13 protein-coding genes are annotated in these 15,468 nt (G+C 70.5%); 4 read left to right on the top strand and 9 right to left on the bottom strand.

Annotated elements, in window-relative coordinates; genetic code table 11:
* Positions 1-224: 224 nt before the first annotated feature.
* The 6 genes from ACFWP7_RS22775 to leuA form a co-directional block, all read right to left on the bottom strand.
* A complete protein-coding gene (locus tag ACFWP7_RS22775) occupies positions 225-1,433 on the bottom strand; it encodes an exo-alpha-sialidase (protein WP_384383736.1) in 1,209 nt (402 codons plus the stop codon).
* Between the two features lie 156 nt (positions 1,434-1,589).
* Positions 1,590-2,252, bottom strand: coding sequence for a response regulator (locus ACFWP7_RS22770; protein ID WP_384383733.1), 663 nt, complete (start codon positions 2,250-2,252; stop codon positions 1,590-1,592).
* Positions 2,249-3,547 (bottom strand): sensor histidine kinase, encoded by a 1,299-nt coding sequence (locus ACFWP7_RS22765; RefSeq protein WP_384383730.1) that lies wholly within the window; start codon positions 3,545-3,547, stop codon positions 2,249-2,251. The genes ACFWP7_RS22770 and ACFWP7_RS22765 overlap by 4 nt, the downstream gene beginning before the upstream one ends.
* Positions 3,548-3,628: 81 nt before the next feature.
* On the bottom strand, positions 3,629-5,719 hold the full coding sequence (locus tag ACFWP7_RS22760) for an MMPL family transporter (protein ID WP_384383727.1): 2,091 nt from the start codon (positions 5,717-5,719) through the stop codon (positions 3,629-3,631).
* Between the two features lie 212 nt (positions 5,720-5,931).
* Entirely contained in the window at positions 5,932-6,627 is a 696-nt protein-coding gene (locus tag ACFWP7_RS22755) for a TerB family tellurite resistance protein (RefSeq protein ID WP_384383725.1), read from the bottom strand.
* A 185-nt stretch (positions 6,628-6,812) separates the two neighbouring features.
* Complete coding sequence (gene leuA, locus ACFWP7_RS22750; protein WP_384383723.1) at positions 6,813-8,552, bottom strand: 2-isopropylmalate synthase; 1,740 nt, start codon at positions 8,550-8,552, stop codon at positions 6,813-6,815.
* A gap of 321 nt (positions 8,553-8,873) precedes the next feature.
* Between leuA and ACFWP7_RS22745 the strand changes: the two genes are divergently transcribed.
* Entirely contained in the window at positions 8,874-9,947 is a 1,074-nt protein-coding gene (locus ACFWP7_RS22745) for a M4 family metallopeptidase (protein ID WP_384383721.1), read from the top strand.
* A gap of 12 nt (positions 9,948-9,959) precedes the next feature.
* Here ACFWP7_RS22745 and ACFWP7_RS22740 read toward each other — a convergent pair whose 3' ends face one another.
* Both ACFWP7_RS22740 and ACFWP7_RS22735 read right to left on the bottom strand, forming a co-directional pair.
* Positions 9,960-10,313 (bottom strand): hypothetical protein, encoded by a 354-nt coding sequence (locus ACFWP7_RS22740; RefSeq protein WP_384383719.1) that lies wholly within the window; start codon positions 10,311-10,313, stop codon positions 9,960-9,962.
* Positions 10,314-10,410: 97 nt separating this feature from the next.
* A complete protein-coding gene (locus ACFWP7_RS22735) occupies positions 10,411-10,917 on the bottom strand; it encodes a GNAT family N-acetyltransferase (protein ID WP_384383716.1) in 507 nt (168 codons plus the stop codon).
* A 751-nt stretch (positions 10,918-11,668) separates the two neighbouring features.
* On the opposite strand from ACFWP7_RS22735, the gene ACFWP7_RS22730 reads away from it, so the two are divergent.
* Positions 11,669-11,935, top strand: coding sequence for a protealysin inhibitor emfourin (locus ACFWP7_RS22730; RefSeq protein ID WP_384383714.1), 267 nt, complete (start codon positions 11,669-11,671; stop codon positions 11,933-11,935).
* 230 nt (positions 11,936-12,165) lie between these two features.
* Entirely contained in the window at positions 12,166-13,479 is a 1,314-nt protein-coding gene (locus ACFWP7_RS22725) for a GH1 family beta-glucosidase (RefSeq protein ID WP_384383711.1), read from the top strand.
* Positions 13,480-13,506: 27 nt separating this feature from the next.
* On the opposite strand, the gene ACFWP7_RS22720 is transcribed toward ACFWP7_RS22725, so the two are convergent.
* On the bottom strand, positions 13,507-14,361 hold the full coding sequence (locus tag ACFWP7_RS22720; RefSeq protein ID WP_384383964.1) for an NAD-dependent epimerase/dehydratase family protein: 855 nt from the start codon (positions 14,359-14,361) through the stop codon (positions 13,507-13,509).
* A 118-nt stretch (positions 14,362-14,479) separates the two neighbouring features.
* Between ACFWP7_RS22720 and ACFWP7_RS22715 the strand changes: the two genes are divergently transcribed.
* Entirely contained in the window at positions 14,480-15,322 is an 843-nt protein-coding gene (locus ACFWP7_RS22715) for a helix-turn-helix transcriptional regulator (RefSeq protein ID WP_384383709.1), read from the top strand.
* The last annotated feature ends 146 nt before the right edge of the window (positions 15,323-15,468 follow it).

Raw genomic sequence — 15,468 nt, 5'->3', positions numbered from 1 at the left:
TTTCGCCCCCTCCGCCCCTTCCCGTCCCGTTTCTGGGGGCTGCCGCCCCCAGGCCCCCGCTTCGGCCTGGACGGCCTCGTCCTCAAACGCCGGACGGGCTGAAAATCTCCAGTGCCGGCCGGGTGAGTTTCAGCCCCTCCGGCGTTTGAGGAGCGGGGGTTTGGGGGCGGAGCCCCCAAGTGACGGGAATGGGCAGGGGCGGAGGGGGCGAAACAAACCCCACCTCACCCCCGTAGGTCAGCCATCCGCACTCGCCGGAACTCGATCCCCTCGTACGTCCCCGCCGAACCCGTCTCGTAGAGAACCCCCACCCGGCTGGTCCCAAGCTGCACCAGGTCGGAGTACGCGGCCGGCCGCTGCGACAGCGTGATCGCCTTGGTGAAGGTCGAACCCCCGTTCGCGCTACGCCAGACAGCCATCGCCCGCCGAGCGGTGGGCACGGAAGGCGCGGAGAAGAGCAGCACAGCCCCCGCCCCCCGGAGCTGAAGGACGCTGCCCTGGACGACGGGCGCGTCGTTCAGCGTGGGCTGGACGGCGTACGGACGGTCCAGGGTCTCGCCACCGTCGCCGGAGTAGGAGTCGAGCCGGTTGCCGGCACTCGTGCCGTTCTGGTCGCGGGAGCTGAAGTACACCCGCCCGTCGGGGAGTTCGGCCGCGACGCTCTCGTTCGCGTTGTCGACCCCGTCGTACGAGTCGTCGACGAACCCGAGCCGCCAGCTCACCCCACCGTCGTCGCTGTAGATGGCGTGCGCGCCGTAGTACTTGGGCTCCTGCCCGGTGTCGGCGGACCCGGCCGGCGGCGCGGCGGAGTGGTTGGCGGCGACCACAAGCCGCCCGGCATGCGGACCGTGCCGAAGGGCGACCGCGTGCCCGGGACCGGTGGCGTACCACCGCCAGTCCGGCAGCTTCACCTCTGCCGTGATGTCACGGGGGGCGGAGAAGCTGAGGCCGTCGTCACGGCTCGTCTGGACGAAGACGCGCCGGCTCTGCGCCGCCGTGACCTCGCCGCGCATGATCTGCCCCTCGGTCACCGCCCCGCTGTTGTACGACGTGACAAGGACGATCCGGCCGCTACGAGGGTCCACGACCGGCGCCGGGTTGCCCCGGGTGTCGCCGTCCCCGGAAGCGACGACCCGCAGCGCACCCCACGTACAGCCGTTGTCGTAGGAACGCCTCACGACGACGTCGATGTTGCCGGTGTCACCGGCGCCGCTGTGCCTCCCCTCGGCGAAGGCGAGCAGGGTGCGGGCCGGGGTCTTGACCGTGGCCGGGATGCGGTAGGTGTCGTAGCCGCCCTGGCCCGCGGTGTACGGCACGGAGGAGGTGCAGTCGGGCGAGGCCGGCGGGACGGTGGAGTCCCTGCCGGGGTCGGCGGCGGCCGTGAGGAGTGCGGTGGCTGCCGCGAACGCGGCCGTGCGGCTCATGACGGTCATGACACTCCCTGGACTGCGACGGACTGCGGCGGACGGTTGGCCATCGAGCGGACATGGGACATGAGACGTGGGACGTGGGACGTCCGGCAGAACCTAATCTGCCCGTTGGGACACCGTGATACGCACACCACCGCGGCGTGTTGACGTGCCGTCAGCTCACAGCGCGCGCGGAGCGACCAGCCCCGACTCGTACGCCACGATCACCAGCTGGGCCCGGTCGCGGGCGCGCAGTTTGCCCATGATGCGGCTCACGTGGGTCTTCGCGGTGAGCGGGCTCAGCCCCAACGACCCTGCTATCTCCGTGTTGTTGAGGCCCCGCGCGACCAGCGTCAGCACCTCGCGCTCCCGCCCGGAGAGCCCCTCGGGCCCGCCCGTCGCGGGCACCGAGGGGCTGCGCAGGAAACGGGCGATGAGCCGGGCGGTCGGGCCCGGCGAGAGCAGGGACTCGCCGGCGGCCACCGTGCGGATCGCGTCGAGGAGCTCGGCGGGCCTGGTGTCCTTCACCAGGAAGCCGGAGGCGCCCGCGCGCAGCGCCTCCGCGATGTGCTCGTCGGTGTCGTACGTGGTCAGGACCAGGACTCTGACCCCGGCCAGGTCCGCGTCGGCGGCGATGAGCCGGGTGGCCTCGATGCCGTCGAGGTCGGGCATGCGGATGTCCATGACGATCAGATCCGCCCCTGCGCTGCGGGCCAGCTCCACCGCCTCCCGGCCCGTGGCCGCCTGCCCGACGACCACCATGTCCCGCGCCGACTCGACGAGCATCGCGAACGCCGCCCGCACGAGGGTCTGGTCATCGGCGAGGACCACCCGGATGGTCATCGGGGCTCACCCGACCCGAGCTCGGCGACACGAACGGGTCCTGCTCCCCTTGTGGGTTGCCAAGGCACCGCATCCCCCACCGGCTCCGCCGACTCCACCGGCAACACCGCCACCACCTCGAATCCACCTTCCACCCGCATACCCGCCTCCACCGTCCCGCCCACACTGCGCGCCCTCTCCCGCATCCCCACGAGCCCGAACCCGGGTGTGCTGCCCGCGTCGCCCACCCCGTCGTCCGTGACCGCGAGCCGCAGCGCGCCGCCCTCGGCACGCAGGTCCACGCGTACCGTCACACCGGGTCCCCCGTGCCGTACCGCGTTGGTGAGGGCCTCCTGGACGATCCGGTAGGCGGCGGCGCCGACCGCGGAGGGGACGCCGTCCGCGTGGACGGCGAGCTCGACCTCGGCGCCGGAGAGCCGGGCCGCCGCTGCCAGGTCCGGCACTCCGTCGAGCCCGGGCAGCGGGCCGCGCCCGTCTCCTCCGTAGGGAGACTCGCGCAGCACCTCCAGTGTGGTGCGCAGTTCGCCGCGGGCGCTGCGGCAGGTGCCGGAGATGTCGTCGAGGGCCTTGGCGACCGCCTCCCGGTCCAGGCGGTCGGGGTCGGCGGCCAGGACGTGTGCGGCGACGGATGTCTGCACGCCGATCAGGGTGATGCTGTGGGCGAGCAGATCGTGCAGGTCGCGGGCGATGCGCAGGCGTTCCTCGGCGACGCGGCGGCGGGCCTCCTCCTCGCGGGTCCGTTCGGCGCGTTCGGCGCGCTCGACGATCGAGGCGACGTACTGGCGGTAGAAGCGGACGTCGACGCCGAAGAAGAGCACGGCGACGACCCAGCCGGAGATACGCAGCAGTTCGATGGCCTGGTGGGTGTCGACGGTGAGCATCACGCTGACGGAGATGCCGACGACGGCCATGCCCACCAGCACGGTGCGCAGCGGACGGCCGGTGACGGCGACGGTGTAGAGCGCGACGTACGAGGCCGGCGTCACCGCGAGGTGGTTGTTGTCGAGGGCGTGGTAGGGCGCCACCATCGCCACCACGGCGGCCAGGACGAGCAGCGGGTGGCGGCGGCGCCACACCAGGGGCGTATGGGCGGCGAGCAGCAGTACCCAGCCGAGTGTGTCCGGTTCACGTGCGTCGTCGGTGAGGAGCGCGAAGGTCGTGCCGATGACGGCGACCGCCAGGGCCAGCAGCGCGTCGTTGCGGGTCGCGTGCGGGGAGTCTCCGGGATCGCGGTTGATCGCCGCCATGACCCGCTCGCTGCGGCGGGGCCGCGCCGCCGTGGTGGTTGCCTGCACGGGTTCATCCTCCGTCTGTCTGAACGGTTCATCTTCCGCCGGAAGGCGCCCCTCCGACAGGGAGGGGCGCCCACGCGGTACTCAGCCGACGACGACGGGTTCCTTCTGGCGCGGCTCGGGGGGCTGCCCCTGAGCCGGTTCCCGCGACAACCGCCCTGGCCACCACACCTTCCGGCCCAGCGCGACGCTCGCGCTCGTCACCAGATACGTCCGTACGAGGAAGGTGTCGAGCAGCACCCCCACCGCGATCACGAATCCCAGCTGGACCAGCTGCACGAGCCCCATGTTCGTCAGCACGGCGAACGTCGCCGCGAGGACGAGCCCGGCGGAGGCGATGACACCCCCGGTGGTCCGCAGCGCGGTGAGCGCGGCGGCGGCGGGTTCGGCGCCGGACAGCGACTCCTCCCGCATCCGGTGCATGAGGAAGATGCCGTAGTCCACGCCGAGGGCGACGAGGAACACGAACGACAGCAGGCCAAGTCCTGGATCCGTCCCCGCGAAACCGAGGACCGGTCCGAAGAGCAGGCCGCCGATTCCGAGCGCCGCGCCCCACACCGCGATCACGGCGGCGACGAGCAGCAGCGGGGCGACCAGGCTGCGCAGCAGCACGATCAGGATCAGCAGGACGGACAGGATGACGATCGGTACGACGACGAGCTGGTCGCGGGCGTTGGTGTCCTTGAGGTCGAGCTGTTCCGCGCTAGGTCCGCCGATGTAGGACCCGTTGAGGTCGTCCCGTAGGGACTTGATGGTGGCGGTCTCCGCCGCGGACTGGGGCGCGCCCTTCGCCGTGACGGAGATCTCCGTCCAGCCGTTTCCGGTGCGTCCGCGTTCGGCGGCGGCGACGCCCTGGTGGTCGCGGGCCGCGGCGAGGGTGGCGTCGGCCTGGTCGGCGGGGGTGATCACGGTGATGGGCTGGGTGCCCTGTTCGGGGTAGGCGGCGGCGAGGGTCTCCATCGCGGCGACGGCGTCGGGCTTGTCGACGAAGGAGTCCTGCTGCTTGAGCGCGCCGGGCAGGTTCAGTGTGCCGAGCGCCAGCGCGCCGAGGAGTACGGCTCCGCCCGCCAGGACGGCGTACGGCCGGCGTCCGGCCGAACTCCCCATCGCGGTGAAGAGGCTTCGGCGTTCCTTGGGCCTGCTCCCGAAGGCGGGGACGAGCGGCCAGAACACCCGGCGCCCGAGCAGGACGAGGACGGCCGGCAGCAGGGTCAGCATGGCGACGAGCGCGCACAGCACGCCGAGTGCGCCCAACGGGCCCATCCCGCGGCTGCTGTTGAGGTCGGCGGCGAGCAGGCACAGCAGTCCTACGGCGACGGTGCCGGAGGAGGCGAGCACGGCGGGCCCGCAGCCGCGCAGGGCGACCACCATGGCGTCGTACGGCCGCTCCACGCGCCGCAGTTCCTCCCGGTAGCGGGAGATGAGCAGCAGCGCGTAGTCGGTCCCGGCACCGAACACCAGGATGGTCATCACGCCCGAGCTCTGTCCGGAGATGGTGGTGCCGAACGCCTGATGGAGTCCGTAGGCGACGCCCATCGACAGGTAGTCCGCGATGCCCGCGACGGCGAGCGGGACGAGCCACAGCAGCGGGCTGCGGTAGATGACGATCAGCAGGAGGGCGACGACGGCGACGGTGGTGTAAAGGAGCGGCCCGCCGAGGGAGTTGTATACCTCGGCGGCGTCGGTGGCGAGCGCCCCCGGCCCGCCCACCTCGACGCTCAGGCCGTCCTCTCCCCGGGCGACATCGCGTACGTCGTTGACGAACGCGTCCCGCAGTTCCTCGTCGATCCCAGGCTCGGTACTGGCCACCGGGTACATCAGGGTGGTCCCGTCCCCGGACGGCACGCCCCGCGGTGTTCCGGTCAGCCGGTTCGCGGCCGCGATCGCGTCGACCTGCTGCGCCGCCGTCGTACGGTCGGCGGCGGTCAGCCCGCCGTCGCGGTGGTAGACCAGCACCAGTTCGGTGGTCTCGCCGCCGGGCAACTGTTCCTGGATCTTGGCGACCTGGGTGGAGTCCGCGCTCGCCGGGAGGTAGTCCGTGGCCCGGTCGTGCTGTACGTCGGCCAACTTGGCCGCGAACGGCGCGACGAAGGCGAGCAGTGCCACCCAGAGTCCGAGCAGCGCCCAGGGCACGGCCCTTCTCCGGGTACGCGTGGTGGTGTTTCCGGGCCCCATGGCGGGGTCCCCCCTCCTGGACGGTTCGTCTGGACACACACCAGACTTCCGGCGCGGAGAGGCCAATTCGTCGCACGGGAGGGCGAGTTCACGGGTACTGCGGCGGGTGTCCCGACGGCCGGACTACTCCCTGGGGAGTACGGGGAATCAGGGAGCACCGCGAGTACGGGGGGTACGGGGAGGTACGGGGAGGTACGACGGCGTACGGGGTATTACGACGGCGTACGCGCCGCCGCCAGCAGCCGCGTCACGTCGTCCGAGCAGATCGTCAGTGCCGCGCCCACCGTCGACAGGACATCACGCTCGGCGGGCGTGTACGGGCCGTCGGCCAGCGCGATACGCGCCCCCTGGAGGAGGATCGCCTCCCGGCCGGTGGGGGCGAGGTGCGGGGCCAGCGGGTCCAGGGCCTCGTGCAGCTCTATGGCCAGACTCGCGCCGCACGGTTCGCCGAAGACGCGCCCGGTGTCCGCGGCGAGCGCCTCGACGAGGGCGCCGAGCTGGTCCTCCGTGCAGTCGTCGAAGCCGGCCGAGCGGACGGCCGAGGCGGCGGTCTCCAGGGACGTACGGGCGCAGTGGGCGTCCGCGGCGAGCACGGCGAGGGCGACCGTGTGGACGGCGTCGCGGAGCATCGCGGAGAAGCGGGTGGTGGTGGGGTGGTCCAGGACGTCGGCGCCGTAGTGGTGGCGGCAGGCGGCGCATTCGACGACGGGCCCGGTCTCGCCGCGCGGGAGAACGGGAACGCCGAGGCAGGTGATGCGGCGCCGGCCGGTGAGCCGCTGGTAGTTGCGGTCACCTCCGCAGCCCGGGCAGAAGAACTCACCGTCGCCGACGGTGGTCCACGCGGTACGGGTGCCCAGGATCCGGGAAACCGGAACTGCACGACCGTTTCGTCCCCATCCTGGCAGCACGTCGCACACCTCCGTAACGCCGCGGCAACATCGCCGCGCTGGCGTGATGTTAGCCACATTGTTGATGTCGAGTCAGTACCCAGGACGAGACCCACCCGTGACCTGCACATGGAATGGCCGGTAAACGACACGGCCCCGCCCGCCTCAAAAGGCGGACGGGGCCGGGAAATGCCAGGTGAACGAGGTCAGCGGCCCGCGCGGTTGACGGCGGAGACCACGGCCTTCAGCGAGGCACGTGTCGTATTCGAGTCGATCCCGATTCCCCACAGAACCTTGTCGCCGATAGCGCATTCGATGTACGAGGCGGCCTGCGCGGAGGCGCCCTCGCTCATCGTGTGCTCCTGGTAGTCGAGCAGGCGCGCGTCGACGCCGATGGACTGCAGGGCGTCGAAGAAGGCGGAGATCGGACCGTTGCCGGTACCGGTCAGGACCGTGTCCTGACCGTCCACCGAGGCCTCGACGGTCAGCGAGTCGATGCCGTCGCGGTCCGTCGTCGACTGCCCCGTCTTGACCTGGATACGGCCCCACGGGTTTCCGGAGTTCGGCAGGTACTCGTCCTGGAAGATCGCCCAGATGTCCTTCGGGGTGACCTCGCCACCCTCGGCGTCCGTCTTCGCCTGGATGATCCTGGAGAACTCGATCTGCATCCGGCGCGGCAGGTCCAGCTTGTGCTCGTTCTTCAGGACGTACGCGATACCGCCCTTGCCCGACTGCGAGTTGACCCGGATGACCGCCTCGTAGGAGCGGCCGACGTCCTTCGGGTCGATCGGCAGGTAGGGGACCGCCCACTCGATGTCGTCGACGGTGACGCCCTTGGCGGCCGCGTCGGCCTCCAAGGCGTCGAAGCCCTTCTTGATGGCGTCCTGGTGCGAGCCGGAGAAGGAGGTGTAGACGAGGTCGCCGACGTACGGGTGACGGGGGTGGACCTCCATCTGGTTGCAGTACTCGGCGGTGCGGCGGACCTCGTCGATGTTCGAGAAGTCGATCTGCGGGTCGACGCCCTGCGAGAACAGGTTCATGCCCAGGGTGACCAGGTCGACGTTGCCGGTGCGCTCGCCCTGCCCGAACAGACAGCCCTCGATGCGGTCGGCGCCGGCCATCAGCGCCAGCTCGGCCGCCGCGACCGCCGTACCGCGGTCGTTGTGCGGGTGGACGGAGACGCACACGTACGCGCGGCGGGAGAGGTTCCGCGACATCCACTCGAAGCGGTCCGCGTGCGTGGACGGGGTCGAACGCTCCACCGTGGCGGGCAGGTTGAGGATGATCTCGCGGTCCGGGCCCGGCTGCCAGACGTCCATGACGGCCTCGCAGACCTCCAGGGCGAAGTCCAGCTCGGTGTCGGTGAAGATCTCGGGGCTGTACTGGTACCCGAAGGTCGTCCGCTCGTCCAGCAGCTTCTCGGCGTACTCCACGACCAGCCGGGTGCCGTCGACGGCGATCTGCTTGATCTGGTCCTTGGAGCCGCGGAAGACGACCCGGCGGAAGACGGGGGCGGTGGCGTTGTAGAGGTGGACGTTGGCGCGCTTGGCGCCGACCAGGGACTCCACGGTCCGCTCGATCAGGTCCTCGCGGGCCTGGGTCAGTACGGAGATCGTGACGTCGTCCGGGATCGCGCCCTCCTCCTCGATGATCGAGCGCACGAAGTCGAAGTCGGTCTGGCCGGAGGCCGGGAAGCCGACCTCGATCTCCTTGTAGCCCATCTTCACCAGCAGGTCGAACATCTCGCGCTTGCGGGCGGGCGACATGGGGTCGATCAGGGCCTGGTTGCCGTCACGCAGGTCGGTGGAGAGCCAGCGGGGGGCGACGGTGATCCGGTTGTCCGGCCACGTACGGTCGGGGATGTCGACCTGGTCGTACGGGCGGTACTTGTGGACCGGCATGGAGGTGGGCTGCTGACGGTTCGGACGGTGCTGGCTGTTCGCCATGATGCGACGGCTCCTCGAAGGTGTCCTGAAGGACGGCCGACGGCGCAACGCCAGACTCCGCGGGGAGGGGGTCGGCCTCGACTTACAGGCCCTCGCCGCGGCAGCTAAGGAGGAGCAGCCCGAAACGCATGATGCTCCGCATGCTAGCCGAACCGCACCGGATGCGGGGGCCCGTATCAGTATGCGGGACCGCCCACCCATATCAGGCAAAAGGTGCGCCATACCACTTGGGGGCAGGTCCGGGCGGCCCTTATTGTCACATTTCACCAATCATGGTTGCCGGTAGTGACAGAGTCATGACTCAGTGCAAATGTGCCCGGCATGACCGCCAATCCGTCAGGCTTCGAGCCTGTCTTCTGCACCATCGTGCCGCCCCACGTCCTCGACCGGCTGGCCCGCGCCGAGGACCCCGCGCTCGCCGGGCCCGCCCGCCGCACCCTGGAGCGGGACGCTCTCGAACGCACCCACCGCCGGCTGACCACGGTCGTCGGAGCGCCCGCCGTGGCCCCGGCCAGGGAAGCCGCCGACGACAAGCCGCACCGCACGATCTTCGACGCCCGCCACCGCACGGACCTGCCCGGCAGGAAGGTCCGCGGCGAGGGCGACAAGCCCGGCAAGGACGCCACCGTCAACCGTGCGTACGCCGGTCTCGGCGCGACCTTCGAGCTGTACCTGAACGCCTACCGACGCAACTCGATCAACGGCGAGGGCCTGCCGCTCGACGCGACCGTGCACTACGACGAGAACTACAACAACGCCTTCTGGAACGGCGAGCAGATGGTGTTCGGCGACGGTGACGGCGAGATCTTCCTCGACTTCACCATCCCGGTCGACGTCATCGGCCACGAGCTGACCCACGGCGTCACCCAGTACACCGCGAACCTCACCTACTTCGGGCAGCCCGGCGCCCTCAACGAGTCCCTGTCCGACGTCTTCGGCTCGCTCATCAAGCAGTACACACTCGGCCAGAGTGCCGCCGAGGCCGACTGGCTGATCGGCGCGGGCCTGCTCGCCCCGCGCGTCACCGGCACCGCGCTGCGCTCCATGAGGGAACCGGGCACGGCGTACGACGACGACGTGCTCGGCAAGGACCCGCAGCCCGCGACGATGGACGACTTCGTGAACACGGGCCGCGACAACGGCGGAGTCCACATCAACTCCGGCATTCCCAATCACGCCTTCTACCTGGCCGCCACCGCCCTCGGCGGCAACGCCTGGGAGCGGGCGGGCCAGATCTGGTACGACGTGCTCACCGGCGGCGAACTGGGCCAGCAGGCCCTGTTCTCCGACTTCGCCGGGCTCACGATCGCCGCGGCGCGCGCCCGCTTCAACGACGGCGAGGAACTCCAGGCCGTCCTGAAGGCGTGGGAACAGGTCGGGGTACCCACCTCCTAGGGCAGCACCGCGTTAGGTCGTTGAGGGTGGGGTGAGCCAGGCGGTGAGGTCGTTGAGGTAGAGGCCGCAGGCGCAGTCGAGGGCTTCTTCGGGGCTTCCGACGGGTAGGCCGCTGGGCAGGGTGTTGTCCTGACAGCTGTCGCGGCTGGCGATGTAGATCGCGAAGGCCCAGGTGTGCAGGACTCCGCCGAAGCGCAGGCGACACAGCGGGAGCACCTCACCGCCAGGCAGTACGCCGTCGAGGTAGGCGAACCCGCCCCGGTAACGGACCTCGACCCGGGTCAGTTGCGGCCAGCGGTCCGCGGTGTGCTTGTTGAGGCGCTGGCGCAGATGATGCTGCATCGACTCGGGCGAGTTCTTCGGCATGCCGCTCGCGCCGGGCGCTCTGTGCGGTCCTCCATGCGGTGGTGAGTCAGCGGCGGTCCGTCTGCCGGCCAGGTGGTGAGGTGGACGGGGCCGATGGTCACAGGGCTCTGCGCATGCACACCCGTGGCCAGCGGTCCAGGCCGTGGGCTGCTTCCCGTTGGCGGATCGCCCGGAGACCGGGGGTGAGCGCGTTCTCCTCCAGTGGCTGGAAGCCGCAGCGTGCGTAGTAGGGGGCGTTCCAGGGCACGTGGGCGAACGTGGTCAGGGTCACGGCGGGTTTTCCGTCGGTGGCGGCTCGGGCTGCGAGGTGGTCCAGCAGCGACCGGCCCACCCGGCGGTGCGCGCTGTCCGGATGGACCGATACCTGTTCGACGTGCAGGTTGCCGTCGACGGGGTCCGCGATGAGGTAGGCCACCGGACGGTCAGTTTTGTCGGCTGACACCCAGGCCAGTCCGGCCCGCTGGTAGCGGGAGAGTTCCTCGATCGGGAGAGGGTCGTCGTCGGCGATCTCCGGCATGCCGATGCCGCGAAAGCACTGCCCGGCGGCCCTTTCGATGTCCTGGAGGAGAGGAAGTTCCTCGATGCCGACCGCTCGGATGCGCATCGGGTCAGTGTCCCTGGCCTGGCGGGTGGGGGCCACTCAAATACCCTGCTGCCCCTGCGGGTTCGTCGTTGTCGCAGGCCCGATGGCAGACGTGGGGTTGCGATCTGTCGTGGCCGCCGCGGTCCTCTCACGCGTCGGTGACCGGGAAGAAGGAGCAGGTCGAAGCAGCGCGGGCACTGGCGGTGCGGGTGGTGCTGGAGGAAGCGGTGCGCGGGAGGCTGGAGCGGATCCCGCTGCCTGCGGCGCGCCTCGACGTTCACCACCGCCTGGTCCCAGCACTGCCTGTGCGGACGCCTCGTCCCCAAATCCCTGTCCCAACGCACCCATTACTGCGACCCTGCCGACGGAGGCTGCGGCCTGCGCGCGGACCGCGACCTGATCGCCACCGCCTGGGGTTGCTTCACCACCCTCACCGACCCTGACGACCCGGCCAGCGCCCGCCTCGATACCGAGGCGGCCCGCGGGGCCCTTGACCAGTTCAGCCCTGGGCTGCAAGAAGCCCTGTCCGAGTCCACCGTGATCGCCTCCCCACCCCCACCCGGGGACAAGAGCACCACGGCAGCCCACCCGGCGGAGCACCACGTGCCCCGCACCAGGGCCTCTGCTCGGCGAAATGCCGGACCGCGTACCGTGACAACCCCGGATGAAACCCAAACCGCGTCCATGCGGCCCAAGGCCCACACCGGAACGACACGACCACGCACCGGACGCCCCCGTGTCATAGACACGGGATAAGTCTTAGACAGGACCCATGCGTATTCAGATAAGGCGCACAGGCGGATTCGCCGGCATCGAGCGCCACGCCGAGGTGAACACCTCGGGACGGCCCGATGCCCACGAGTGGCACGCCCTGGCCGAGCAGGCGGTCGCCGCTGGCCGGGACACTGCCCCCATCGGAGTCCCGGACGGCTTCAGCTACGAGATCACCGTGGACGGAAAAACCGTGTTCGCGGCGGACCCGAAACTGACGGAGGAGCAACGGAGTCTGATTTCGAGGGTGTTGAAGGAGGGAGCGTAAAGGGCGAGGGCCCAGTCCGAGGGCTTTCAGGGCACTCTCGTCAGACGAGGGCCCCGGGGAGGTCTTTAGAGGGGCGGGCTGTGACATTGCGCGGCTCCGACGCGTGGGCGCGACGAGCCCAAGACGGCCCGCAGTCGCCCAACAACCGCACCACGCCTCCCTCCAGGCGCCCCCGAAGTCGTAACTCCTAGTTCACACGGCCCTGTTGACTTCCGTTACTGCGAGTAAGGATGATCGCGCGCATGGCGACGAGTCCCCTCCCGCAGTTCCCGCCCACCTTCCTCTGGGGCGTATCCACTTCGGCCCACCAGATCGAGGGAGCCGCAGACGAACGCGCCCCCTCGATCTGGGACACCTTCACCGCCGAACCAGGCCATGTGAAGGACGGCTCCACCGCCGAGGTGGCCTGCGACCACTACCACCGCTACCGCGAGGACGTCACGCTCCTGCGCAACCTCGGCGTGGACGCGTACCGCTTCTCCGTCTCCTGGCCCCGGGTGAACTCCCCCGGAGGCCTGGACTTCTACGACCGTCTCGTCGACGAGCTCTGCGCGGCGGGCGTACGTCCGGTGCCGACCCTCTTCCACTGGGACCTGCCCGTCGACCTCGACTGGCTGGACCGCTCGACGGCGGAGCGCTTCGCCGAGTACGCGGCCGTCGTCGCCGCCCGTCTCAGCGACCGCGTCACCAAGTGGATCACCCTCAACGAGCCCGCCGAACACACCCTGTTGGGCCACGCGCTGGGCGCACACGCACCTGGCAAGAAGCTGCTCTTCGACGCCCTGCCGGTGGCCCACCACCAACTTCTGGGCCACGGTCTTGCCGTACGGGCCCTGCGCGCGGCCGGAGTCACCGACATCGGGATCGCCAACTCGCACGGGCCGACCTGGGCGGCGTCGGACAGCACGGAGGACGTACAGGCCGCCGACTTCTACGACCTGCTCCTCAACCGCCTGTTCGCGGACCCGTTGCTGCTCGGCCAGTACCCGGAGGGCATCGCCGACCTGCTCCCCGGTGACGTCGAGTCCGACCTGAAGATCATCGCGGAGCCGCTGGACTGGTACGGCATCAACTACTACCAGCCGACCAAGGTGGGCGCCCCCGAGGGCGCGGAGATCGAGTTCGGCGGACTGACACTGCCCGCCGAACTCCCCTTCTCCGTACGCGAACTGGCGGGCTACCCGGTCACGGACTTCGGCTGGCCGGTGGTTCCCGAGGCGCTCACCGAGCTGCTCACCGGCTTCCACGAGCGCTACGGCGACCGGCTGCCCCCCGTGGTCATCACCGAGAACGGCTGTAGTTACGAGGGCATCGACGACCAGGAGCGGATCACGTTCCTGGACGGTCATGTGCGGGCGCTGCACAAGGCGTTGGAGGCCGGCGTCGACGTACGCGGCTACTTCGTGTGGTCGCTCCTCGACAACTTCGAGTGGGCGGAGGGGTACACGCGCCGCTTCGGCCTCGTGCACGTCGACTACGCAACGCTGGAGCGGACGCCCAAGGCGTCGTACGCGTGGCTGCGCGACGCTCTTCGGGCGCGCTGATGACGGCAGCTCCGGCCGCGCCCACGGCTACAGCGCGCCCGCGTCCAGGGCTGTCCAGACGGACGGATAGAGCGGGCGGTAGCCCAGTTCGCGGCGGATGCGGGCCGTGGAGGTGATGCAGAGCCACGGGTCGGGGTCCGTGCGGTCGTAGAGGGCCGGGGGGAGGTCGATGCGGTTGAGCTGGTGGAGGTCCACGGCCGTGACGGGGGTGTCGTCGGCGATGTTGTAGACACGGCCCTCGGCTCCCGGGGCGTGCAGGAGCCGCAGCAGGCCCTGGGCCGCATCCGCGTGGTGGACCATCTGGAGGCGCTGCGTGGCCGCCCAGTCGCCCGCCCACATCATCGACTGGGCGAGATGGGGATCGCCCTCGCCGTAGACGAAGGCCAGGCGGCCGACGCGGACGTCCAGGTTCTCCAGGGACAGCAGGGCCTGCTCCGCCTGCGCCTTCGACTCCGCGTAGGCGCCCCACATCAGGCCACCGGGGACGGTCGGGTCCTCCTCGGTGACGGGCCGGCCACGGCCCGTTCCATAGACCACGACCGTGCTGACCTGGATGAAGCGGCGTACGCCGGAGGCCACCGACGCGCGGCCCAGTTCGAGCGCGGCGTCGTGGTTGACCGCCCATGCCTCCTCGTCGGACACCCCACGGAACGCGGCCGCGATGTTCACCACGGCGTCCACACCTGCCAGGGCCTTGCCGAGCGCCTCGTTGTCGCGCAGGTCCCCGATCACGACCTGGGCGCCGAGCTCGGCGAGCCCGGACGCCTTCGACCCGTCGCGGATCAGGATCCGTACCTGATCCCCCGCCTGCGCCTGCCGCAGCAGCCGCGGTACGAAACGGCTGCCCACCTGACCCGTTGTGCCGGTCACCAACGTCAGCATCATGTGCTCCCTCTGTTGCCAGCAGCGTGGGGCGTCGCCGAGTTCCGCGGGAGAGACCTCTCGATCCTGGGATCGGCAGGCCCTGGATAAGCCGGGCGCGTTCGGCCAGGCTGGAAGCGTGGACCGAACCGAACTCGCCGATTTCCTGCGTCGCAGCCGGGCCCGCCTCGATCCCTCCGACGTGGGACTCGCGGCCGGTGCCAGGCGCCGTACGCCAGGACTGCGGCGCGAGGAGGTGGCGGCGCTCGCGGGCATGTCCGTGGACTACTACACGCGCCTCGAGCAGTCCCGCGGCCCGCGCCCGTCGCGCCAGATGCTGGCCGCCCTGGCACGGGCACTGCGGTTCACGGGCGACGAGCGGAACCATCTCTTCCACCTGGTGGGTGAGGAGCCGCCGCGTACGGACGGCGTCTCCGGCCACGTGCGCCCGGGTCTGCTGCTGATCCTCGACCGGCTGTACGACGCGCCGGCGCAGGTCATGACGGACTACGGCGACGTGCTCGCCCAGAACGCGATGGCGGTGGCCCTGGGGGGTGAAGCGAGCGTCGGCCGCAACGTCATACGGCGGTTCTTCACCGAGCCACGGGTGCGCGCCCTGTTCCCGCCCGAGGACCACCCCGAGCTGGCCCGCTCGCATGTGGCCACCCTTCGCGCGGTCGCCGCGGCCCGCCCGGACGACCCGGAGCCGGCCCGCCTGGTGACCGAACTCCGCGCGGCGAGCGAGGAGTTCGCCCGGCTGTGGGAGTCACACGAGGTGGCGGTGCGGCGCGCCTCGACGAAGAGGTTCCGGCACCCGACCGTGGGGCTGCTGGAGCTGGGCTGCGAGGTCCTGCTCAACCCGGCCCACGACCAACTCCTGATCGTCCACACCGCCCGCCCGGGCACGGAGTCCCACGAACGCCTCCAACTCCTACGAGTAGTAGGCCTCCAGGACCTGACCCCGAGCGCTGACCGACACTGATTTCCCTCGCCCCCTCCGCCCCTACCCATCCCGTGCCTGGGGGCTGCCGCCCCCAGACCCCCGCGCCGGAGGGGCTGAAGATTTTCAGCCCCTCCGGCGTGTGAGGCGCGGGGTCTGGGGCGGAGCCGCAGGAACAAGGGACGAAT

Source organism: Streptomyces sp. NPDC058470, from assembly GCF_042721055.1.
GTDB lineage: Bacteria > Actinomycetota > Actinomycetes > Streptomycetales > Streptomycetaceae > Streptomyces.
The sequence above is the reverse complement of the archived record's forward strand: the minus strand, read 5'-3'. Positions and strand labels throughout refer to the sequence as shown.